Source organism: Flavobacterium aquatile LMG 4008 = ATCC 11947 (assembly GCF_000757385.1).
Lineage (GTDB): Bacteria > Bacteroidota > Bacteroidia > Flavobacteriales > Flavobacteriaceae > Flavobacterium > Flavobacterium aquatile.
Genome location: NZ_JRHH01000004.1, coordinates 219,404 through 243,220 on the forward strand (window position 1 = coordinate 219,404; position 23,817 = coordinate 243,220).

The window sequence follows — 23,817 nt, forward strand, 5'->3', positions numbered from 1 at the left end:
TAAATTTTATTTGCTTTTTAAATCGTTGATAATATTTACGGCTTCAATAATGTGTAGATTACTTTTTATAGCTTTTATCTTTTCGGTATTACTACTTTTCAGATAATCATCAAATTGTTGGTAGGCAACGTCAATCGAATTTCGTTTTACTTCGATAGGATATTCTTTCGATGCCACATCTTTTAATTCTTTCCAAAACGAATTCATTTTAGAAACTTCATCATAAACAGCGTTAAATTCCAATAAAATAGGAGCTAAGTCGTATTCATATATTGTATCGATTTTTGAATTTAATTCGCTAACCGATTTTAAAATTTCATTACTACTAACTCTTTTTTTGCTTTCTTCGACTACTTCCAATTTGAACGGATTAACAAAAGCACTATATCGTAAAACACCTTTTATAACATCATTTTTAATTGCAGTTTCATTTTCACTTTCTCTCGGCATTTGCTTATCAAATAATGTAGGTATTACAACATCTGGAGTAATACCAATAGTTTGATTGCTTTTGCCTGATATTCTGTAAAATTCTTCTATAGTGATTTTAATGAACTCGTCAGGATTTTTACCTTCAGACAAAGGAACAACCGTTTGCATTGTCGCTTTTCCATGTGATTGATTTCCAATAACTATTGCGCGGTCATAATCTTGCATGGTATTGGTGAAAAACTCACTTGCCGATGCTGAAAAACCATTTATTAAAACAACCATCGGACCTAAATATAGACTTCCTCTATTTGGATCTTTTATGGTTTCTTTCTTACCATTTTTATCATTCATTATTGCAATCGGACCAATGTCAATAAAAGAACCAGTAAGTTTTATTGCTTCTTCCATAGAACCGCCGCCATTGTTTTCTAAATCAATGATTAAGCCATCTATTTTATCTTCTTTTAGCTTGTAGATTTCTTTAGCAACATCATCACTCACATTGGTTTTTCCGTTTTCAAACTTGCCATAAAAACTCGGAATTCTTATATATCCTGTTCGATTATTGTCTTTTTCTAAAATGTAACTGTAAACGTTATTTTCGTAATTTTTGAGAACTTTTTTGGTAAGATTCACAGTATAAACTTCTCCAGTTTTTTTTCTGAGAGTAAAATCAGCATTTTTGTATTCACTGGAGCTAAATATTGATTCTATTTTATTCATTGAAGAACAAGCAATTTCGTATTCTTCGTTTTTATGTTTGATTTTTATAATTTGATCACCACTTTCTATTTTTTCAGTAAAATAAGCCGAACTTCCTGGGACAACTTCATCAACAATAATTTCATCTTTTTCATTCATAGAAACGGACATTCCAAACGATAAATTGTCTGCGCTTACAGCAGAAAAGAAACTCGATTTATCACTTTCTGAAAGGTACATTGTGTGTGGATCAAAATAGGAGCAGAAAACCGAAAAGAATTTTGAATTAAAATCTTTGACACTCAATTGCAAACTAGAATATTTACATAAATAACTTTCGAAAACCTTTTCTTTAGCAGTTAAAGAGATTTTAGAAAAATTGGTAACTATAGAATCTTTATTAGTACTTATTTCAGCAATTTCCCTTAAAACATGGAATAAAATTCGCTTTTTATAACGGTTTTTAAGTTCTTTTTCATCCTTTGAATAAGGAAAAGAATTCTTTGAAAACTCAATATATTCAGAACTTTTTAAAGCAAAAGGTTCCGATTTAATTGATTCAATAGTATTTTTATAGCGTTCAATAGCAATGCTGTAGGCTTTGTAAAAATCAGTAAGGAAATCACAATTATTTTCAATAATGTAATTATCAATTTTATACTGATGCTTTTTTAGATTTTTAATTTCAATTTCTGTAAACAAACGATTGTCTTCATCAATATTTTTAAGAAATTCATTAAATACATAAACCGAGAGACTATCATCAACAGGTTTTGGTTTGTAATGTTTATCTTGAATAATTGTATTGATAGTTGCCAAAGTTCCGCAAGGATTCTTTTCGCTTTGCGCAAAACCTATAATGGGAAGTAAAATGAATAGTATCTTTTTCAAATTCAATAGCAATTTCGATTTCAATTTCAAAAATCAATTTCAACTTCAAAAATCAATTTCAACTTCAAAAATCAATTTCAACTTCAAAAATCAATTTCAACTTCAAAAATCAATTTCAATACCATATTTTTCATCATATTTTAAGAAGTTATAAAATCTAAAAATTCGATGTTGACTTTTCAATTTGATTTTTGAAATTGAATTTTGTAATTGATTTTTGAAGTTGACTTTTGTAATTGTTTTTGCAATTATTTTTTATAAAATGGCAATTTAACCACTTTGGTAGCAATTTTTTTATCTCTAATTAAAATATAAATTTCAGAATCTACAGCAGAAAACTCGGTTTTTACATAACCCATTCCAATTGCTTTTCCTAAACTTGGCGATTGCGTTCCCGAAGTTACAATACCAATATTATTTCCATCAGCATCAACAATTTCATAGTCATGACGCGGAATTCCTCTTTCGATTAATTCAAAACCAACTAATTTTTTAGTTACTCCAGCTTCTTTTTGTTTCTTCAAATTTTCTGAATTAGTAAATTCTTTTGTGAATTTTGTAATCCATCCCAATCCAGCTTCTAATGGTGAAGTCAAATCATTGATATCATTACCATACAAGCAGAATCCCATTTCAAGACGTAATGTATCACGTGCAGCTAATCCAACAGGTTTAATTCCAAAATCAGCGCCAGCTTCAAATACTTTATTCCAAATTTGTTCCACTTCCGAATTTTTACAGTAAATTTCAAATCCACCAGATCCAGTATAACCTGTGGCTGAAATGATTACATTTTCAATGCCAGCAAAATCAGCCACTTCAAAATTATAGTATTTTATAGCAGATAAATCAATAGAAGTCAACGATTGCATGGCTTCAACTGCTTTTGGACCTTGAATAGCAAGTAATGAATAATCTTCAGAAAGATTTTTCATTTCAACTCCTAAATCATTAAAAGACGAAATCCAATCCCAATCTTTATCAATATTAGAAGCATTTACAACCAATAAATATTGCTCTTCTTTTATTTTATAAACGATTAAATCATCAACAATTCCACCATCATTGTTAGGTAAACAAGAATATTGTGCTTTTCCAATTTCTAATGTTGATGCGTCGTTAGAGGTAACTTTTTGTATTAAAGCCAAAGCATTTTCACCCGATAAAAGAAATTCACCCATATGCGAAACGTCAAAAACACCCACAGCGTTTCTTACAGTTTCGTGTTCTGCGTTAACTCCTTCATAGGAAACAGGCATGTTAAAACCTGCAAATGGAACCATTTTAGCTCCTAAACTTTCGTGAATGTGCGATAATGCTGTATTTTTCATTGTTTTTTATAGAATTATTTTAAGTCGCTAATTTATTTAAAATTTATTAAAATAGTGCCTAAAAAATCAATTATATATGGATTTATTTTAATAAAAAGGTTTCTAAAATTACTATTCAATAAAAGTTACAATTTGATTTCAAAAAATTTTTTTAACATACTGCAAAAAAGTATATTTACATTTTACACATATTAGATTAGAAGAGACCATGAGTGTTGACAATACCATATTACAATCAGAAATTCCAACAGAAATAATAGAACCACAATTAAATATTATCCTTACAACGGATGAAGATGATGAAAGACCAGTTTATATTTCTGGAAATTTTAACGATTGGATTACACAAGATAAAGCTTTCGAAATGGAGAAAGTGGGACAAGGAATTTATCATTTTAAGTTTGCTTCTAACTTTGAATATCCAGAGGAATTGTTATACAAATTTACTCGTGGCGATTGGAGTGAAGTTGAAATTGATAAGTATGGAAATCGTACCGAAAATCGTTCATGCAAAAAACAAAATGGTGTTCACAAAGAACATGTTGATAAATGGAGAAGAAATTGGTTGCCGTTTAAACCTAATTTTCTTCCAAAAGTACATTTGATTTCAGAAGAATTTGAAATTCCGCAATTGAATAAAACTAGACGTGTTTGGGCTTTGTTACCTTATGATTATGAAACTTCAAATGAAGCTTATCCAGTTTTGTATCTTCAAGATGCTCAAAATTTGTTTAATGAAAAAGCAAAATACGGCAATTGGGAAATAGATAAAAAGTTGGCTGTAATGTCAGAATACAATATTGGGAAGATCATAATTATTGCCGTTGAACACGCCGAAAAAGAACGAATTTTAGAGTATAATGTTGGAAATACAGTTTTAGGAAACGGTCAAGGGAAAAAGTACATCCGTTTTTTAACAGATACATTAAAGCCATTTGTTGATGACAATTTTAGAACCAAACCAGAGCGAGAATTTACAGGAATCGGTGGAAGTTCGATGGGCGGATTGGTGAGCATTTTTTCAGGCATTATGTATCCCGAAGTGTTTGGGAAATTGATGATTTTTTCGCCATCACTTTGGGTGGTTCCTAAAATAAAATTATCTTTTTTGGATATGGATGAACCTCAAGATACTCGAATTTATTTGTATGCTGGTGGCGATGAAAGTGCTACAATGATTGATCACGTAAAGAATTTTAAAAAGCGATTACTAAAAAAAGATTCGTTATCAGATAAAATGAAGATTAGGTTGAGCATCAATATGGAAGGAAAGCATAACGAAAGGTATTGGAGTGACGAATTTCCGAAGGCAATTGAATGGCTATTTTTTAGCACAAAAGACAATTAAAAGAAATATGAAAACAAGTAAAATAGAATCTCTCGACGGTTACAAAGGCACCATTCTTATTCCAGTTTTTGAAACGAATGTAAAAAGTATTGTTCCAATTGAATTTCACGGATTATCAGTCTATTCGCAAGTTTTTTATGGAAAAAAAGACACGCATTATCTTGTAGAAAAATACGATTGTACCCATATATTTATTGGGTTAGGAAAAGATATAGATTACAAATCCATAAAAACTATATTTAGAAGAATTGCTTCCAAGCAAAAGGATAGTTTTAGTTTAAATTCGGCTCTAGTTATTCCTGAGCAATTTTCAAATGAGGATGTAGAAGCTGCATTATCTGGATTAGTTTTAGGAACTTACAATCTTGGACATTTTAAGAAAAAAGAAATTCATCCGTTTTTAAATGAAAATTTCGAAATGCAGATTTTTTCAAAAAAGGATTTTGATGAAGCAGTTTCGAAAGGAATAAAAATCGCGAATGCACAATTGGAAACTTTTAATTTAGTTGATTTACCATCAAATACTGTAACTCCAAAATATCTTGCCGATTGGGCAATTGAGGCTGGAAAGAAATTCGGATTTTCAGTAGAAGTTTTTGGTAGAGAAAAATCAGCAGAAATTGGATTGCATTCATTTTTAGCCGTTGGGCAAGGAAGTGAGCGCGAGCCACAATTTATAATCATGGATTATAAGCCAGAAAAATCCAAAAAACACATTGGTTTAGTTGGAAAAGGAATCACATTTGATACTGGCGGATTGAATATTAAAACGGCTGGAATGGTTCATATGAAATGTGATATGGCTGGCGGCGGAGCAGTTCTTGGCGCAATGCAATTAATTGCCGATTTGAAATTACCTTATCGGGTAACTGCAATTGTACCAGCATGTGAAAATTCAGTAGATGCTAAATCATTCTTACCAAGTGACGTTATTAATAGTTATAAAGGAAGTACTATTGAAATTATTGATACCGATGCCGAAGGTAGATTGATTCTCGCCGACGGATTATCGTATTTGATTAAAAATTACAAACCCGAAACCGTAATTGATATTGCCACTTTAACAGGAAGTTCTGTTGGAACTTTTGGTTACGAATGTGGAGCATTGTTCACAAACGATGACAACCTATCCAAAAAACTACAGCAATCTGGAGATGAAATAGGCGAGCGTTTATGGCAATTACCATTGTGGGACGCCTATAAATCAGATATTGATAGCGAAATTGCCGATGTAAAAAACTATTCGGGAAAACCTGTTGCTGGAGCAATTTCTGCAGCAAAATTTCTAGAACATTTTACGTACGAACATAAATCGTGGGCGCATCTTGATGTTGCTGGAGTGGCTTTTGGCGATGATGAATTTGCAAAAACAAAACACGCAACTGCATTTGGAGTACATTTAATAACTAAATTTATTGAAAATCTATAGCTTATGGAAAGTCAAATCAAAAACTACATCTGTATTTCTAATTATTTTAAAGGAAATGATTTCTTAATTAATTTGAAAAAGTTAGGTAATCGTGTTTATTTAATAACTTCTGAAAAACTGCGCGATAAACCTTGGGCTACAGAATATATTGATGATATTTTCTTTATGCCTGGTCAAGATGTTGATTGGAATTTGAACGATTTATTGGCTGGCGTTTCCGATTTGATGCGTCATAAAAAAATTGATGCTATTGTTGCATTGGATGATTTTGATGTTGAAAAAGCTACCTATTTGCGTGAAAATCTGCGAATTGACGGAATGGGGCAAACTACTGGACGTTATTTCAGAGATAAATTAGCTATGCGCATCCAAGCGAAAAGTAAGGGGATTTCTAATCCGCAATTTAGTTCGCTTTTTAATGACTACGAGATTAATGCTTTTGCGGATACTGTAGCTCCGCCATGGGTTTTAAAACCAAGATCGGAAGCTTCTGCATCTGGGATTATTAAGGTGTATGATAAAGATTCGTTGTGGAAAAATATACATGAACTGGGCACAAATCGCGCAAAATATTTGGTGGAGCAGTTTCGTCTTGGTGCTGTTTTTCATTGTGATAGTTTGGTTTTTGAAGGAAAGATTTTGTTTAGTTTAACCTCACAATATTTGGCAACACCAATGGAAATTTCGCAAGGTGGAGGAATTTTTAGAAGTGCCAATATCGAATATAATTCTGCTGATGATAAAGAGATAAAACGAGTAAACGAGCAAGTTATTAAAGGTTTCGGATTGAAACACGGTGCTTCTCATGCAGAATTCATAAAATGTGATGAAGACGGAAAAATTTATTTTCTAGAAACTGCCTCAAGAGTTGGCGGCGCACATTTAGCCGAAATGGTTCATGCTGCTTCTGATATTAATTTATGGGCAGAATGGGCAGCAATTGAAGACGCATTAGCTAAAAACAAAAAATACAAATTACCAAAAGTTAAAAAGGAATTCGCTGGAATCGTATTAACCTTATCCAAATTTCAACATCCTGATTTATCAGAATTTAATGATGGAGAAGTTTGTTTCAGAGTTCCGTTAGATTATCATGCTGGATTAATTGTTAAAAGTGATAAACATGCAAGAATAAGAGAATTACTTGATGTTTATGCCGAAAGATTAATCAAGGATTACGCGACTTCGGCACAGCAAGAAGCGGTTAAGAAGTTGCATTAAAATTAAAATGCTGTTAGATTTTAACTAACAGCATTTTTTTATTTTTCAAACATCCCAACAGTTCCGCCAACCCAATCTTTGTCTTTATTAAATTTTACGCCAATCATTTCGCCACGACTTAATCGTACTAAGTTTGTAACTAGAGTAGGTGATGGCGCATCTTTTTTCCAAACGGCAAGTAAGCGAACTTCGGCTTTTACTTTTCCGTCTGGCGATTGAATTATAGGTTTGTAGTTTACTTTTTTCTGTAAAATATATAAATCTTTTTCTTTTACCGATTCTATATCTCCAGGTTTTACATGGAAAATCACACCAGTTCCAGAAAATGAAAACAATGGTTTTAAAACATAATTTTCTAAATCGGTTGGAATTTCTTTTAAATCTGATAACAAAGTAGTTTCTATAAAATATTTTCCTTTTAAATACGGTAAAATAAATTTACTAATTCTAAAAAACCAATTTGGATGTCCAGCCCATTCTACATCCAATTCATCTGAGAAATTGAAGTTTAGTTTTAAATCGGTTCGCAAATCCAATTCATCAAAAATGACACGATTGTAAATACGTTTTATTAAAATTTCTTTTCCTTTAGAATTATTATAAAATAATTGATTTCCTTTTTTGATGATATCGGTTATGCAAACTGTTGGAACTCCAAAATCACGTTGACAATAATAAAAATCAATTTTGGTATTTTGTTTTTCGGGTTCGATTTCTAATAAAACTACATTTTCTTTTGGATGATTATTACAAATCGCTTCTTCTACAATTTGAAGATATTCTTCTTTGGAAAGTCCATTAAAAAACGGAGTTAAATTAGATAAAAAAGGATAATGATTTTGAAATTTTTCAGCTAAATTATATTGAAAATTGTACAAAGAAGGAAATCCTTGTACCTCAATTAACTTCGGAATAATCTTTCCGTCTTCTTCACAAATTCCGAAATCAATAGCTAAAAAAGTAGTATGGCTATCTTCGTTTGGAACTTTCCTATTTAATTCTAATGCTTTATTAGTTAATTCATTAAAACCTTCCTTTTGAATAAAAGATATAACTTCTTGACTCGCTTCCAACAATTGTTTTTTTAAATCACTCGGAATAAAAAAAGGTGTTTCACCAATTCGGAAAGTTACTTTATAATCAAAATCAGACGTGATGTCATCAATGAAATTATCGTATTTTTCAGTAGTAAAATTATCGTTGAATTGTTGTCTGTATTTTGGGTTCATTATTTTAGTAACTAGTGATTAGTAATTAGTGATTAGTCATCTGAATTAAGATTTTAGAGTTTTTGAAAATGAATTTATCATTTTTGATTCTTCTTCAATTTGACTTAATACTTCTTTAAATAAAACTTCATCCAAAATAAATCCTAGTTCATTTGCAATTATAAGTTGAGTTTCAATTTCAAATAAAGATCCTCTTGAAATATCTAAAAAATGACTAAAAGATTTGTCAGTATTTCTTCCATAACCTTCAGCAATATTAGAAGGAACTGAAACTGCAGCTCTTTTCAATTGACTTGTTAGGGCATATAATTCCTCTTGTGGAAAAAGTTTTACTAATTTATAAACTAAAATTACAATTTTAATTCCCTTTTGCCAAATTAGTAAATCTTTGTATGATTTAATATTATTCATTTTTTAAATTTTCACTAATCACTAATCACTAATCACTAATCACTAATCACTAATCACTAATCACTAATCACTAATCACTAATCACTAATCACTAATTACTTATCACTAATTACTTATCACTAATTACTTATCACTAATTACTTATCACTAATTACTTATCACTAATTACTTATCACTAATTACTTATCACTAATTACTTATCACTAATTACTTATCACTAATTACTTATCACTAATTTGACAAAGCTTTCTTATGTTGCATTAAATCATTAATTGCAATTCGCAAGAAATTAGGTATAATTGTTTCGTTGGTTTTAAAGATTTTATCTTCATCTAATAAATCTTCAAGCATATTTCTGAATTTTGTTCTGCCTTTCATCGCAATAATTTTCTCGCGCTTTTCTTTATTTTTCATGTTGGCGATAAAACTCATCGCATCGGCTTCTGGGTGAAATTGCGTTCCTACAAAATATTGTGAAAAACGAACTGCCATAATAGCGCGTTCATAATCGCCTCGGTGGTTTCTGATTTTTTCTAAAGAAAGAATTTCAGCACCTTTTTTCTTGAAAACACTCAATTTAGGCTGAACTACTTGGTAATCACGACTGTCAATTGCAAAAAACGGATTTTGTAAACCATCAAAGATTGGATCGTTTGTTCCTTCTTCGGTTTTGTGCATTGTCATAACACCGAAAGAAGTTGATTTTCGCTTAGTGATTTTTGCCAATCCAAAGTGATTGCAAGCCATTTGAAACGAATGACAGATGAACAAAACATGTTTTTTAATTTTGTTTTCTTCGTTCCATTTAGACAATTCGTCAATGAAATTATAGTATTTTGCATCCCATTTTCCATCACCTTCTAACGGATTTCCTGGTCCGCCAGTTGAAATATAAATATCAAATTTTTCAATGTTAGGAAATTCACATTTTCCACGCACATCAAATACTTGAAACGAAACTATTTGATTCAATCGATTGATAATATCAATGATACAGCGCATACCTTGATTAGGTTCGCCATCGTACATGTCTAAAATTGCAATTCGTATTTGGTTACTCATTTTTTATTATTTAATGCTGCAAAGATAAAGTATTTAAAAAAGAGTTAAATCTACATTAACATTCAGTTATCAAACATTTCATTAACAAAAACGTTATAATCCTTTAGTAAATTCGCTTGTTATCAAATCTACAACTTTGGTTAAATCTTGAGTTTGTTCAAAAACGGCTAATTGTTTATCGGCTCCAGTTCCTTCTCTTAAAATGGTATGAACGTAATTAATTTGCTCACGACTTCCTAATTCATCAACCACATCATCCACAAAATCAAGTAGTTCTAAGATTAATCCTTTCGTTTCAACTTCTTTTTGCAAACCAAAATCAATCATATTGCCTTCAATTCCGTAGCGTGCTGCACGAAATTTATTTTCTTTAATTAATGCAATTCGATACATATTGAAACTGGTATTTGAAGTATTCAATTTGTATAATTTAGCTACAATCGCTTGAATTAAAGCAACAATACACATGGCTTCATCAACGGTCAAACTCATGTCACAAATACGAAATTCAATAGTATCGTAAAATGGATGCAAACGTAAATCCCACCAAATTTTCTTCGGATTATCTATACAATTTGTTTTCACCAACGTTTCTAAATAATTGTCATACGATGAAACACAGTCAAAATATTCTGGCAATCCAGTTCTTGGAAATTTATCAAATACTTTAGTTCGGAAGGATTTGTAACCCGTATTTCGTCCTTCCCAAAAAGGAGAGTTTGACGAAAGCGCAAAAATATGCGGTAGAAAATAACACGCCTGATTCATCAATTGTAATCCTTGTTCGCGGTTTTCAATTCCAACGTGGCAATGCATTCCGAAAATTAAATTGGAACGTGCTGCATCTTGCAATTCATTTACAATGGTATGATATCTTGGATCATCTGTGATAGGTTGATCTTGCCAACGAGAAAACGGATGTGTTCCTGCGCCACCAACAACCAAACCTTGTTTATCGGCTAGTTCTACAATTTTGCTTCGCAGAAAACGAATCTCTTTGCTAGCATCATCAACACTTTGACAAATATTAGTGCCTACTTCTACAACAGATTGGTGCATTTCGGCTTTTACTTGCTCGTTCAAAATGATTTTGGCGCCATCTACAATTTTAGACAAATGCGAACGTAAATCGCGAGTTTGCGGATCTATAATTTGATATTCCTCTTCAACTCCAAGTGTGAATATTGGTAATTTTTTCGACATATATTTTTTAGTATTCTGTGTTAAGTGTTCAGTGCTCAGTTGCAAAATAATGCAAACTGAATACTGATTACTGCCAACTATTTAACAGCTTCTTTTATAAATGTTCCCCAAGTCAAATTCATTTTCCCTGGTTTTTGTTTTTTGGCTGCTGCGATTGCCATTTTTGCGGCGTGTTCTACAACCCATTCAAAATTTTCTGCACCAACCGAAGTCAACTCAGCATCGGGAGCAGGATTTCCAAAATCAATAGCATAGGGAATACCGTCACGAACAGCAAATTCTACCGTATTAAAATCATATCCTAATCCTTTGCAAAGTCGCAATGTATATTCTTTTACCGTTTTTAATAATTCTTTAGAAACTGGCTGACCATCAATTACATACCTTAAATGATGCGGATTTCTTGGTTCGTATTGCATAATGTGAACGTCTTTTCCGCCAAGACAATACACTCTAAAATATTCTGTAAACACAATTTCTTCTTGCAACATCATTACTAATTGTCCAGTTTCTTGATGTTTTTGCCAAAATTCTTCTTTATTTTCTAGTCTGTAAACGTTTTTCCATCCGCCACCAGCGTAAGGTTTCATGTAAGCTGGAAATCCGATATAATCAAAAATTCCATCCCAGTCCATTGGATATTTCAAATTTCTAAATGATTTTCCAGTAGTATCAGTTGGATGTTCGGCAGAAGGTAAAATCACTGTATTTGGTAACGGAACACCAAGCGTATCGGCTAACGAATTATTAAAAAATTTATCATCGGCACTCCACCAAAACGGATTATTGATCACGTTCGTTCCAGTAAGCGCAGCATTTTTCAAATACGCACGATAAAACGGAACATCTTGCGAAATTCTATCAATAATCACAGCATATTCGCCGTCTTTATTCTGAACCACTTTATCAATTGAAACCGCTTCAGCAATAATTCCCTTTTCGTTTTTCGAGTTGACTCTATCTATAAATGCTTGCGGAAAAGTATCTTCCATTCCAAACAAAATTCCAATTTTCTTCATTCTATATTTATTAAATTATACAATTTATTTTCTCTTTTAAAAAAACTTAATTCGCGACAAATAATGCGGAAACATTTCTTTCCAAACGGGCCAATCGTGTTCTCTATCTTGCCGAACATCAAGCCAATGCGGAATATCTCTTCGAGCTAAAACGCCACTCAATTTTAAGTTAGCATCGTAGCAAATATCCCAGTTGGAAGTTCCCAAAACAATGTCCATATTCCACATTTCATGGTCATTTATTCCCGGAATATAATCTTCTGGCGAATTGTAAAAAACGTCGTCATCCCAATGACCATCCATAAAACTCTTGATAGAAAAAGCGCCACCCATAGAAAACATGTGACTCACATAACCAGGATGTCTAAAAGCAAAATTTGCCGCATGATATCCACCAAAACTACATCCAGCAACGGCTACTTTTCCAGCGCCAGTATTATTTTTTACGCGTTCTACAATTTCATGACAAATCATTTTATCATACCAAGTGTGGTTTTGAATGCGATGTACAGGATAAATATTTTTATTATAAAAACTATCTTTATCAATACTATCGGGACAAAAAATCTGAATCAAACCTTGCTCAATATACCATCGCGCGCTTTCAATTAAGCCTTGATCTCTATTTTCATGATAACTTCCCATTGAAGTTGGGAAAAGAATAACAGGATAACCAGCATGACCAAAAACCAACATTTGAATTTCTCGGTTTAAATTGGGTGAGTACCATTTAAAATATTCCTCTCTCATAAATTTCTTTTATTTTAACAATTATAGTGAAAATAATAGTATAAAATACGTAAAAGTTTACGTTTACGAGATTAATTTTGATATTTCAATTAAATCAATTGAATATTGAAAACTCTGTAATAAAACTACATTTTTAAGTTGCTAAACCACATTTTATACAATGTTTCGAGATTTGCAAACGCTGTAATCATCGACCAAATGCAATATTTTAATTGTTTTCAGAAGCTATTTCCAGCTATTCATTACAAGTCCTCGTTAAAAGATGTGTTTTTCTAAGGTGTAAAAAGAGCTTCCGTTGGTCGCTTTTTTACACCATGAAAAACTACAACTTTTTAACTCCTGGCTTTTCATTATTATCTGGGCTAGGGCAATAGTATTAAAAATAAACTTTAGTAATTCCATTAAAATTCAGTAACTTTAACTAACCAATATTTGATTCCATGCAACTTCCTATAAAAATTACAAAACAAGAAATTCTAAAAATTTATAAACCAATTCCACTAAATTCTCATAAAGGAATTCAAGGTCATGCACTTATTATTGGCGGAAGTTATGGCAAAATGGGTTCAGTTTGTTTGTCAAGTAAAGCAGCTATAAAATCGGGATGCGGATTGGTTACGGCATTTATTCCAAAGTGCGGTTATGATATTCTGCAAATTAGTATTCCAGAAGTAATGGTTTTAACCGATGTTCAAGAGAATTTTATAACTAATATTGATTATACAATACTACCAAATGCAATCGGAATTGGCATCGGAATTGGACAAGAAATCGAAACTCAAAACGCCATTCAACAATTACTATTTGACAATAAAACACCAATGGTTATTGATGCTGAAGCGTTAAATGTTTTGTCATTAAATCCAACTTGGCTATCACTTTTACAACCCAAAACCATTATAACACCACATCCAAAAGAACTAGAAAGATTACTAGGAAAATGGAATTCTGAAGAAGAAAAATTTGCAAAAACAATTGAATTTTCCAAGAAGTTTGATGTAATTATTGTCATGAAAGGCGCGCCAACATATATAATTGATAGAGAAACAATTTACCAAAACACAACAGGAAATCCAGCATTGGCAACCGCCGGAAGTGGCGATGTACTTACTGGAATCATCACAAGTTTACTCGCACAAAATTACGAACCCATAGATGCTGCAACTCTAGGCGTTTATCTTCACGGATTAACAGCCGATATTGCTCTTCCAGAAACTGGACATCAATCGTTTATAGCGTCTGATATTATTAATTATTTAGGAAAAGCTTTTGTAACTCTGGAAAATTAAATTATTCAGCAGAAGTTTTAGTATAATCTTCTCTAATTTTTTGTTGCTCCAAAATAGATTTTAAGAAAGGAGCCACTTGTTTTTCAACTTCAGCTATTGAAATATCTAAAGCTTTTGGGTTTTTTAAAAGTTGCAACCAAGGTTTTTCTCCGTCAAAATCATAACTTCCAAAAACAACAACTGGCGTTCCTTTTACTTTTACATTTTCTTTATCGGCTAAAACCCATTGATCAGCCCAATCGTACAAGAATTTGGCATCTTTTTCTAACAATCGCAAACAAGAATGCGACGCTGGATAACCAGGTAATTCATATTCGTGAAAACCAACGCCCAATTTATTTTCGATGTTAAAATTCCATTTTAAATCCCATTCGTCGTTAAAAGTACTTGTAGTTTCTTCGGCTTTCCAATTGGTAAAAAATAATCCAGTTGGCGTTTTGTCTTTTTTTCTACCCATATTTGTTGGTCCAGAATAGACAAGAATTCCGTTTTCATAAGCCGCAAAAGTTTGTGTTGGATAAGAAAAAAGCAACACTTTAGAAACATCTTCTAAATAATTAACTTCTAATGGAAAAGGCAAATAATAAACCACATCACCACTAAAATCACTCGGAATAACTATCGAATCTTGCTTTGCTAAGTTCTTTTTATCGGTTCTATTAATTGCCGTTACAATTTCAATTTTAGAAATATCGGTTGCGTTTTGCTCCAACCATATTTTTGCATTTTCAATTTTATAAGAAACCGATTTTGGTTGTTTTCTTACAATTTGTTTTTTTTGTTTTACCGAACTTTCGTTTTGCTTGCAAGAAAATAAAGTTATTAAGGTCAAAAATGATAGAAGAAAAAGTTTAGATTTCATAGGATTAAGTTTTGTGTAAAAGTCATCATTTTAGATGATTTCACTTTTACACAATTTCCTAAATATGTTGTTTAAATTCCACTATAAAATTTCTATGGAAAACGAAGCTCCAAAACTTGTACTTGGCTGTAAAATTTGAATGTTTGTTTTTTCAAAAAGATTTCCATCACTTGTGGCATCATCAGCAAAACCAATCCAAGGCTCGATACAAATAAATGGTGCATTTTGAACAGTCCAAATTCCTAAACTACTAAAATCGTCAAAATTCACTTTCAATAAAGGTTTTTTATTTTCTAAAATTGTAACTTTTTTAGATTGAATTGTTTTTAAAACCAAAGCATCTTTTTCGAATAAAGAATAGGTTAGAGGCAAGTTGGTTTTGTCTAAATTTATAGGCCTAGTTTTTCCTGAAAATAAGTTGTTTTCTAGTTCATGCGTGATTAATTTTTCTTCATGTTCAAACTCTAATGAGTAATCTGTAAAAGAATTTGGCAAAGCAAAAGCTGGATGCGCACCAATAGAAAATGGCATTTCTACATCCGATTTATTTCGAATTGTATAACTTAAAACTAATTGTCTGTCAACTAATTTATAATCCATTTGAAGTTCAAAATCAAAAGGATATTTTGCTGCAATTTCAGAATTTTGTTTTAGTAAAAACGAAGCAGCATTTGAACTTGATTCAATTACTTCAAATTCAAAATCTCTAGCAAAGCCGTGACGTGAAAGGTTGTACTTTTTGCCTTCATAATAGTAACAATCGTCTTTTAATGCACCAACAACAGGAAATAAAACTGGTGAATGTTTACCCCAAAACTCAGGATTTCCATTCCAAATATATTCCCTATTAGTTTGCAAATTTTTAAACGAATTCAGTTCGGCTCCTTTAGTATTTATTGATGCTGAACATAAATCATTTGATAGAATAATAGTCATAATTTAATTCTTTTGAAGGAAGTTTCTTAAATCTTCATAACTTTTAATTTTCACGCTCACTTTCTCTTTATTCAAAACACTTTCGATCTGTTTTGGAATTTCTAATTTGACATTCAAAACAGGTTCAACAACATCCAAAAACTTTATTGGATGAGCAGTTTCTAGGAAAAAACCAACAGCATTTGGATAATTCAGAAGCTCTTTTTTCAATCCTAAATAACCAACTGCGCCATGAGGTTCGGCGATATATCCAGTATTTACATGAATGTTTTTCATTGCAAATTTAGTTTCCTCATCAGAAAAAGTATAGGATGAAAAATCTTTTTCAAAGGCTTTTAAATCATTGTTGTACATTTCCTGAATACGTACAAAATTACTAGGATTTCCAACATCCATAGCATTTGAAATGGTTGCTATTGATGGTTTTGAATTATAAATTCCGTTTTCTAAAAATCTTGGAACGGTATCATTTGCATTGGTTGAAGCCACAAAATGGGTGAGTGGCAAACCTAATTTTTTAGCCATAATTCCAGCGCAAATATTACCAAAATTCCCACTTGGACAAGAAACGATTAATTGCTTATTATATTTTTTCAATTCTTTATAAGCGAAGAAAAAATAAAACATTTGTGGTAACCAACGTGCAATATTTATAGAATTCGCTGAAGTCAGATTTTTATATTTTAAATCATCGTCAAGAAATGCTTTTTTCACCATGTCTTGGCAATCGTCAAAAACGCCATCGACTTCTAAAGCGGTGATATTTTGACCTAAAGTTGTCAATTGTCGTTCCTGAATATCGCTTACTTTTCCTGATGGATAAAGAATGATAACTTCAACGCCTTTCACACCAAGAAATCCGCTTGCAACTGCGCCACCAGTATCGCCAGAAGTCGCAACTAAAACTGTATTTTTTTGATCTTTATCTCTGTTAAAATAGGCTAGACAACGCGACATAAATCGTGCGCCAACATCTTTAAAAGCCATTGTTGGACCATGAAATAATTCTAACGAAAAGACATTTTCTTCCACTTTTACCAATGGAAAATCGAAGGATAATGTTTCTTTTAGAATTTGCTTTAACTCGGGTTCTGGTATTTCATTTCCTACGAATTGTTTTATCGTTTCGAAAGCTATTTCTTCGTTTGACAATTGCTCTATTTCATCGAAGAATGCTTGTGGTATTTGAGTAATTGTTTCAGGAAAATACAAACCTTTATCAGGCGCAAGTCCTTGAATAACTGCTTCTTGAAAAGAAACTTTGTTGTCTTTATTGTTTAAACTATAATATTTCATATTATTGGAACGCAGATGAAACGGTTGCTTCGCAAACGCCGATTTCCACGGATTTTTTAGATTCGTTATTCGTAATTTTTAATTCGTAATTATTGTAACTCCTTCTGGATTAATTTTTGAAAGGTGTATATCAAATGTAATTCCGGTATTTTGATAACTTTCGCTCATGGAAAATGCTACTTTTTCGGCAATTTCTTGACCTTTACACAATGCAAAAATACTTGGTCCAGCTCCAGAAATTCCAGAACCTAATGCACCATTTTGCAATGCTGTATTTTTGACTTCATCAAAGTTAGGAATTAAATGTTTTCTAGCAGGTTCAACAATCACATCATTTAGCGAACAACCAATTAAATTGTAGTCATTTGTATATAAACCAGCAATAAATCCGCCGAGATTTCCCCATTGCTTTATGGCATCTTTCATTGGAATCATAGGCAGTAAAACGGCTCGGGCATCGGAGGTTTTTACTTCGATATGAGGATGCAAAACTACTGCATAAAGTTCGCTCGGACTTTCAATTCGAATCACGTCTAGCGGATTGTAACCTCTAACCAAAGTAAAACCGCCAAGTAGGCAAGGAGCAACATTGTCGGCATGTTCGCAACCGCTTGCCACAGCTTCACCTTTCATCGCAAAATCAACTAACTCGTGTTTTGCAAATGGTTTTCCTAGTAATTCATTGATTCCAAAAACAGCTCCAGCGGCACTTGCAGAACTGCTTCCGATTCCGCTTCCGGCTTTTATTTTTTTATGAATTTCTATTTCGAAACCATGCTCTAAATCCAAATCATGTATAATAGCCAAAGCAGCAACTCCTGCAACATTTTTTTCCGTTTCTAATGGTAAATCGGCGCCAGTAATTTTTGTTATTTTTATTCCTTTTTCTGTTGATTTTCTTATAATCATTTCATCGCCAATTCCTTCTAGGCATAGACCTAACACGTCAAATCCGCAATTGAGATTGGCAATTGTTGCTGGACAGAATATTTTTATTTCGTTCATATTTTTATTTTTTTGTGTTGAGAAGATGCAATGTTTTGTCTCTACACATTTCCAATTCGAATAACATCTGCAAAAATTCCCGATGCTGTAACGGCTGCACCAGCACCAGCGCCTTTTATGATTAGTGGTTGGTCAATGTATCTGTCGGTGTAAAATTCTACAATATTATCTTTTCCTTCCAGGTTGTAAAACGGACTTTCTTTCGGAATAAATTGTAAACCAACACTTGCTTTTCCGTTATCAAACGAAGCTACGAATTTTAGTCGAGAATCTTTCGATTTTGCCTCAGCTAAAAGGTTTTCAAAATGACTTGAATGTTTAGTTAATGACTTGAAAAAATCTTCATTATTGGTGGTTTCCATACATTCTTTTGGCAAGAAGCAATTGTTTTCTATTGCTTCCATTTCCATTTCGTAACCGCTTTCGCGAATTAGAATTAGAATTTTTCTAGCTACATCAACACCACTTAAATCAATTTTTGGATCAGGTTCGGTAAATCCTTGTACTCCAGCTTCTTTTACAACATCATGAAAGTTGTATGAATCACCAAAATTATTGAATATAAAGTTCAAACTTCCTGATAAAACAGCGTTAATTCTATTGACTTTATCACCTGAAGCAATTAGATGTTTTAGTGTATCAATAATTGGTAAGCCTGCACCAACATTGGTTTCAAATAAAAATGAAGCGTTGTATTTACGAGATAGATTTTTTAGATTTTTATAGTTATCATATTGCGATGAACAAGCGATTTTATTACAAGTAACAACGGCAATATTTTGTTTTAAAAATTGATCATAAATAGAAGCGATGTCATGATTGGCGGTGATATCAACAAAAATACTATTGCGAAAATTCAGTTTTTTTGAATTAGTGATAAATTGAGAAACATTTGAATTTTCTCCGTTTTCCAATATTAATTTCCAATCTTTTAAGTTTATTCCGTCTTCGTCAAAAATCATTTTGCGTGAATTAGAAAGAGCAATCACACGAACATTAATTTTTAGATTCTCTTTCAAGAATTTCTTTTGTTGGTGGATTTGATCTATAAATTTTTCGCCTACATTTCCAACGCCCATAACGAATAAATTCAACTGTTTAGTATTATCTTCAAAGAAGCGTTCGTGTAAGGTATTCAAAGCTTTTTTAACGTCATTTTCATTGATTACCACCGAAATATTTCTTTCGGAAGCACCTTGAGCAATAGCTCGAATATTGACGTTATTTTTTCCTAAAGTGCTAAACATTTTGCCACTTAACCCTTGGTGATTCTTCATGCTTTCGCCTACCAAAGCAACAATGCACAAGTCTTTTTCAACTTGACAGGGATCAATTTTGTTTTGACTTATTTCAATTTGGAATTCAAATTCAATCGCTTTTTTTGCCAAGTCGGCATCTTGATTTTGAATTCCGATGCAAATAGAATGCTCAGAGGAAGCTTGTGTGATAAAAATTACGTTGATATTATTTTGCGAAAGCACCGAAAACAAACGTTTAGAGGAACCAGCAACACCAATCATCCCCGAACCTTCTAAAGTGAGTAATGCAATTTTATCAATGTGCGAAATACCTTTTATTGGGTTGTTGGAATCCTTATTTTCATTAGAGATATAAGTTCCAAAAGCTTCTGGTTCGAAAGTATTTTTAATCCAAATTGGAATCTGCGAATTCAAAATAGGTTGAATTGTTGGAGGATACAATACTTTAGCACCAAAATGCGACAATTCCATTGCTTCTTGGTAGGAAATTGATTCAATTGGTTGTGCTTGTTTTACAATTTTTGGATTTGCAGTAAACATTCCATTAACATCTGTCCAAATCTCAAGTGCATCTGATTTTGTTCCATTGGCAATTATGGCTGCTGTATAATCAGAACCACCACGTCCAAGCGTTGTTGTATTTTGGTTTTCGTCAGATGCAATAAAGCCAGGTAAAAGAACTACTTGCGATTTATTGGAATCAAAATAATCAGCAATTAATTTATTTGACAAATCAAAATCAACAGAAGCTTTTCCGAAGTTAGAATTGGTTTTGATTAACTCACGACTGTCTTTAAAATTACTATTAGGAATAGTTTGTTGGATAGCTGTTGCAATGATTTGTGAAGACAATAATTCTCCAAAACTAGCAATTGCATCTGAAGTTCTTGGAGATAATTCACCCAATAAATAACATCCGTCAAGTAATGTTTGCAATTGATTTATTTGACTGTTAATCTTGATTAGCAATTGATTTTGATTAGTATTGTCAACCAAATCGGCAATTGCATCAAAATGTTTTTGTTTGATTTCGTCAATTGAATTTTTATACGATTCCTCTTTTGCGGCAGCTTTTTTTGCAGCGTTTATAAGCATGTCGGTTACACCACTTAAAGCGGAAACAACTACTGCCAGTTTGTTTTCTTTAGCTTTTTGATTGATGATTTCAATTACGAGTTTTATATTTTGAGCATTGGCTACAGAAGTGCCACCGAATTTTAGTGTTATCATAGTTTAATTATGAATTAGAAGATATGAGTTATGAGTCCTCAAAAAAAGATTGATAGCTCTCAATTGAAAGCCCATAGAAATTGGATTATATGTGAAAATTATACCCCAAATGGGGTTGTAGTTGTTGTAGATGGATTGCCAACAAAAGTCGCAACCAAAGAAGTGGTTGTGAAAAGTGAAGTGTTATTTTTTTTGTTGTACATCATACATTTCAAAAGTAGTATTTTTTAGTAATGAAAAAAATATTGCTTGTATTTTTATGAATATCACAATTTTACATCGATATCCCATTTGAAATAAATTATTTGAATAGTTATAAAAGCTAAAATTTATTGATTTGATAAAAAAATAGAAGTTAAAATAGTTGTATTTTAACAATTGTTTGCGGAATTTTGAGGTCAAATTTCAAACCAAAAATGGAAAATTCACATTATATCAGTTCAGAAGTATTGCAGTTAGAGACTTTACAAGAAATTATATCTCAAAATAAATTGATTGCATTATCGGAAGAAGCCAAAGTTAATATTCAGAAATGTAGAGAATATCTTGATGCTAAAATGGCTGGAAATGAAAAAGCCATTTATGGAATTAACACAGGTTTTGGTTCGTTGTATAATGTGAAAATATCGAATGAAAATTTATCACAATTGCAATCAAATTTGGTGAAATCTCATGCTTGCGGAACTGGAGATGAAGTACCAGAAGAGATTGTGAAAATTATGTTGTTACTTAAAATTCAATCTTTAAGTTATGGACATTCAGGTGTTCAATTACAAACAGTTGAACGATTGGTGGATTTTTACAATAATGATATTTTGCCAGTTATTTATACTCAAGGTTCGCTAGGTGCGAGTGGTGATTTGGCTCCGTTGGCTCATTTGTCATTGCCATTGTTAGGAGAAGGCGAAGTGAATTATGAAGGATTTCGTCAACCATCAGCAAAGGTTTTGGAAAAAATGGGATGGAAGCCTATTGTTTTGCAGTCTAAAGAAGGTTTGGCATTGTTGAATGGTACTCAATTTATGAGTTCGTACGGAAGTTATATTTTGCTAAAAGCGATGAAATATTCGTATTTGGCAGATGTGATTTCGGCAATTTCATTGGAAGGATTTGATGGGAGAATCGAACCTTTTAATGAACTGATTCATTATGTTCGTCCGCATAAAGGTCAAATTGTAACGGCAAAACGAATGACTGAATTGCTTGAAGATAGTGAAATTACAGCACAAGAAAAACAACATGTTCAAGATCCATATTCGTTTAGATGTATTCCGCAAGTACATGGTGCGTCGAAAGATACGATTGATTATGTGAAGAAAGTTTTTAAGACCGAAATTAATTCGGTTACCGATAATCCAAATATTTTTGTTGGTGAAGATATGATTATTTCTGGTGGAAATTTCCATGGTCAGCCATTGGCTTTGGCTTTAGATTTTCTAGCTATTGCTTTATCAGAATTAGGAAGTATTTCAGAAAGAAGAACCTATCAGTTGATTTCTGGGTTACGAGGATTACCAGCATTTTTAGTTGATAATCCAGGTTTGAATTCAGGTTTTATGATTCCGCAATATACGGCTGCGAGCATTGCTAGTCAGAATAAGCAACTGGCAACACCTGCAAGTATTGACAGCATTGTTTCGAGTAATGGCCAAGAAGATCACGTTTCGATGGGAGCAAATGCCGCTACAAAATGCTTGAAAGTTATGGAAAACTTGGAGCGAATTTTAGCAATCGAATTGATGAATGCTTCACAAGCTATCGAATTTAGAAGACCTTTAAAATCAAGCGATTTTATTGAAATGTTTATAAAATCGTACCGTGAAGAAGTTCCGTTTGTAAAAGAAGATCGAATTTTACATTACGATATTGAAAAATCTGTAGCTTTTTTAAATAGCTTTTTGATTGATTTGGAGGATTAATTCATAAATAACAAACTCAAAATTCCTAAAAGCGCTGGAATTCCTTGAACGAAAAAGATTCGTTTTGAGACAGAATAAGCACCATAAAGTCCTGCAACGAAAACACAGATTAAAAAGAAAAAAGCCACATTACAACTCCAAATTCCATCAGAAATAAATAGCGACCAAATTAATCCAAACGCTAAAAATCCGTTATATAAACCTTGATTGGCTGCCATTACTTTGGTTTTTTCAAACATGTCAGGCGGAATGGTCTTAAAAACTTTTCGCGCACGACTTGTCCAAACAAACATTTCTAACCATAAAATATAAATATGAATGAACGCAACAAAACCAACGATAATTTGAGATATTAAATTCATAATTTATTTGTTTGTTATTTTTCGTTCTCTAAAACTTGTTCGATTCTTTTATCGGGAATTAACCACATTAATGCAACAAGAATGTAAATACATCCTGATGCAATTGGATAATACTTAGTTAAAAATACCGCAATTAAATACAGAACAACTGATATTTTTCCTTTAAAATCTTTGCCAACAGCTTTGTATAAAACCGAATCCTTGCCATGATGTTGAATGATTGTTCTTTGTAAAATGTTGAAAGCAATTCCGTTCATCATCAATATTATTCCATACAACATCATTGGAAAAGAGGCAAAGTGGTGTTCACCAATCCAAGCTGTTGTAAAAGGAATTAGTGATAACCAAAATAGCAAATGCAAGTTTGCCCAAAGGATTTTACCGTTTACATTTTTAGCTGTTTGCAATAAATGATGGTGGTTATTCCAGTAAATTCCGACGTAAATAAAACTCAAAATATAACTCAAAAACTTATGTGACAATTTGACAACTGATTCGAAAGTAGTATCATTTGGAACTTTAAATTCCAAAACCATAATGGTAATTATAATGGCTAAAACCCCATCACTAAACGCTTCGAGTCTGTTTTTTGTCATAATTAATTTGTCTTTTATTTCATATATTGTTCCTA

Annotated in this window: 20 protein-coding genes; 5 read left to right on the top strand and 15 right to left on the bottom strand. The window is 32.2% G+C overall.

The window, feature by feature from the left end; translation table 11 throughout:
• Positions 1-6: 6 nt before the first annotated feature.
• Together LG45_RS10845 and gcvT are read right to left on the bottom strand one after the other, a co-directional pair.
• On the bottom strand, positions 7-2,025 hold the full coding sequence (locus LG45_RS10845; RefSeq protein WP_035127078.1) for a S41 family peptidase: 2,019 nt from the start codon (positions 2,023-2,025) through the stop codon (positions 7-9).
• A gap of 248 nt (positions 2,026-2,273) precedes the next feature.
• Positions 2,274-3,356: a glycine cleavage system aminomethyltransferase GcvT gene (gcvT, locus tag LG45_RS10850; protein ID WP_035127080.1), complete on the bottom strand. Its 1,083-nt coding sequence runs from the start codon at positions 3,354-3,356 to the stop codon at positions 2,274-2,276.
• A 208-nt stretch (positions 3,357-3,564) separates the two neighbouring features.
• Between gcvT and LG45_RS10855 the strand changes: the two genes are divergently transcribed.
• The 3 genes from LG45_RS10855 to LG45_RS10865 are packed head-to-tail and all read left to right on the top strand — an operon-like array spanning position 3,565 to position 7,354.
• The gene (locus LG45_RS10855) at positions 3,565-4,704 is read left to right on the top strand and encodes an alpha/beta hydrolase (protein ID WP_081932074.1); all 1,140 of its coding nucleotides are present in this window, start codon (positions 3,565-3,567) and stop codon (positions 4,702-4,704) included.
• A 7-nt stretch (positions 4,705-4,711) separates the two neighbouring features.
• A complete protein-coding gene (locus tag LG45_RS10860) occupies positions 4,712-6,133 on the top strand; it encodes a leucyl aminopeptidase family protein (protein ID WP_035127489.1) in 1,422 nt (473 codons plus the stop codon).
• Between the two features lie 3 nt (positions 6,134-6,136).
• Complete coding sequence (locus LG45_RS10865; RefSeq protein WP_035127082.1) at positions 6,137-7,354, top strand: ATP-grasp domain-containing protein; 1,218 nt, start codon at positions 6,137-6,139, stop codon at positions 7,352-7,354.
• Between the two features lie 38 nt (positions 7,355-7,392).
• Here LG45_RS10865 and LG45_RS10870 read toward each other — a convergent pair whose 3' ends face one another.
• The 6 genes from LG45_RS10870 to LG45_RS10895 form a co-directional block, all read right to left on the bottom strand.
• Positions 7,393-8,583 carry a hypothetical protein gene (locus tag LG45_RS10870; protein WP_035127083.1) on the bottom strand — a complete coding sequence of 397 codons (1,191 nt, stop codon included), beginning with the start codon at positions 8,581-8,583 and terminating at the stop codon, positions 7,393-7,395.
• Between the two features lie 45 nt (positions 8,584-8,628).
• Positions 8,629-8,994, bottom strand: coding sequence for a four helix bundle protein (locus LG45_RS10875; protein ID WP_035127085.1), 366 nt, complete (start codon positions 8,992-8,994; stop codon positions 8,629-8,631).
• Positions 8,995-9,225: 231 nt separating this feature from the next.
• Positions 9,226-10,056 carry a type 1 glutamine amidotransferase gene (locus LG45_RS10880; protein WP_035127087.1) on the bottom strand — a complete coding sequence of 277 codons (831 nt, stop codon included), beginning with the start codon at positions 10,054-10,056 and terminating at the stop codon, positions 9,226-9,228.
• 93 nt (positions 10,057-10,149) lie between these two features.
• On the bottom strand, positions 10,150-11,259 hold the full coding sequence (locus LG45_RS10885; RefSeq protein ID WP_035127089.1) for a carboxylate-amine ligase: 1,110 nt from the start codon (positions 11,257-11,259) through the stop codon (positions 10,150-10,152).
• Between the two features lie 77 nt (positions 11,260-11,336).
• A complete protein-coding gene (locus tag LG45_RS10890; protein WP_035127098.1) occupies positions 11,337-12,278 on the bottom strand; it encodes an ATP-grasp domain-containing protein in 942 nt (313 codons plus the stop codon).
• A gap of 36 nt (positions 12,279-12,314) precedes the next feature.
• Complete coding sequence (locus tag LG45_RS10895; RefSeq protein WP_035127101.1) at positions 12,315-13,028, bottom strand: esterase family protein; 714 nt, start codon at positions 13,026-13,028, stop codon at positions 12,315-12,317.
• Between the two features lie 440 nt (positions 13,029-13,468).
• Between LG45_RS10895 and LG45_RS10900 the strand changes: the two genes are divergently transcribed.
• On the top strand, positions 13,469-14,317 hold the full coding sequence (locus LG45_RS10900) for an NAD(P)H-hydrate dehydratase (RefSeq protein WP_035127103.1): 849 nt from the start codon (positions 13,469-13,471) through the stop codon (positions 14,315-14,317).
• A 1-nt stretch (position 14,318) separates the two neighbouring features.
• Here LG45_RS10900 and LG45_RS10905 read toward each other — a convergent pair whose 3' ends face one another.
• From LG45_RS10905 to thrA, 5 genes are all read right to left on the bottom strand, one after another.
• Positions 14,319-15,179 carry a L,D-transpeptidase gene (locus LG45_RS10905; protein ID WP_035127106.1) on the bottom strand — a complete coding sequence of 287 codons (861 nt, stop codon included), beginning with the start codon at positions 15,177-15,179 and terminating at the stop codon, positions 14,319-14,321.
• Positions 15,180-15,260: 81 nt separating this feature from the next.
• On the bottom strand, positions 15,261-16,115 hold the full coding sequence (locus LG45_RS10910) for an aldose 1-epimerase family protein (RefSeq protein WP_035127108.1): 855 nt from the start codon (positions 16,113-16,115) through the stop codon (positions 15,261-15,263).
• 3 nt (positions 16,116-16,118) lie between these two features.
• A complete protein-coding gene (gene thrC / locus LG45_RS10915; protein ID WP_035127111.1) occupies positions 16,119-17,411 on the bottom strand; it encodes a threonine synthase in 1,293 nt (430 codons plus the stop codon).
• Positions 17,412-17,489: 78 nt separating this feature from the next.
• Positions 17,490-18,416: a homoserine kinase gene (locus LG45_RS10920; protein ID WP_035127113.1), complete on the bottom strand. Its 927-nt coding sequence runs from the start codon at positions 18,414-18,416 to the stop codon at positions 17,490-17,492.
• A gap of 41 nt (positions 18,417-18,457) precedes the next feature.
• Entirely contained in the window at positions 18,458-20,905 is a 2,448-nt protein-coding gene (gene thrA, locus LG45_RS10925; protein WP_035127115.1) for a bifunctional aspartate kinase/homoserine dehydrogenase I, read from the bottom strand.
• Between the two features lie 416 nt (positions 20,906-21,321).
• On the opposite strand from thrA, the gene hutH reads away from it, so the two are divergent.
• Entirely contained in the window at positions 21,322-22,824 is a 1,503-nt protein-coding gene (gene hutH / locus LG45_RS10935; RefSeq protein ID WP_035127118.1) for a histidine ammonia-lyase, read from the top strand.
• Here hutH and LG45_RS10940 read toward each other — a convergent pair.
• Positions 22,821-23,186: a DUF1304 domain-containing protein gene (locus LG45_RS10940; RefSeq protein WP_035127120.1), complete on the bottom strand. Its 366-nt coding sequence runs from the start codon at positions 23,184-23,186 to the stop codon at positions 22,821-22,823. The two genes, hutH and LG45_RS10940, sit on opposite strands and share 4 nt — an antisense overlap.
• Positions 23,187-23,200: 14 nt before the next feature.
• On the bottom strand, positions 23,201-23,782 hold the full coding sequence (locus LG45_RS10945; RefSeq protein ID WP_035127122.1) for a TMEM175 family protein: 582 nt from the start codon (positions 23,780-23,782) through the stop codon (positions 23,201-23,203).
• Positions 23,783-23,817 lie beyond the last annotated feature (35 nt).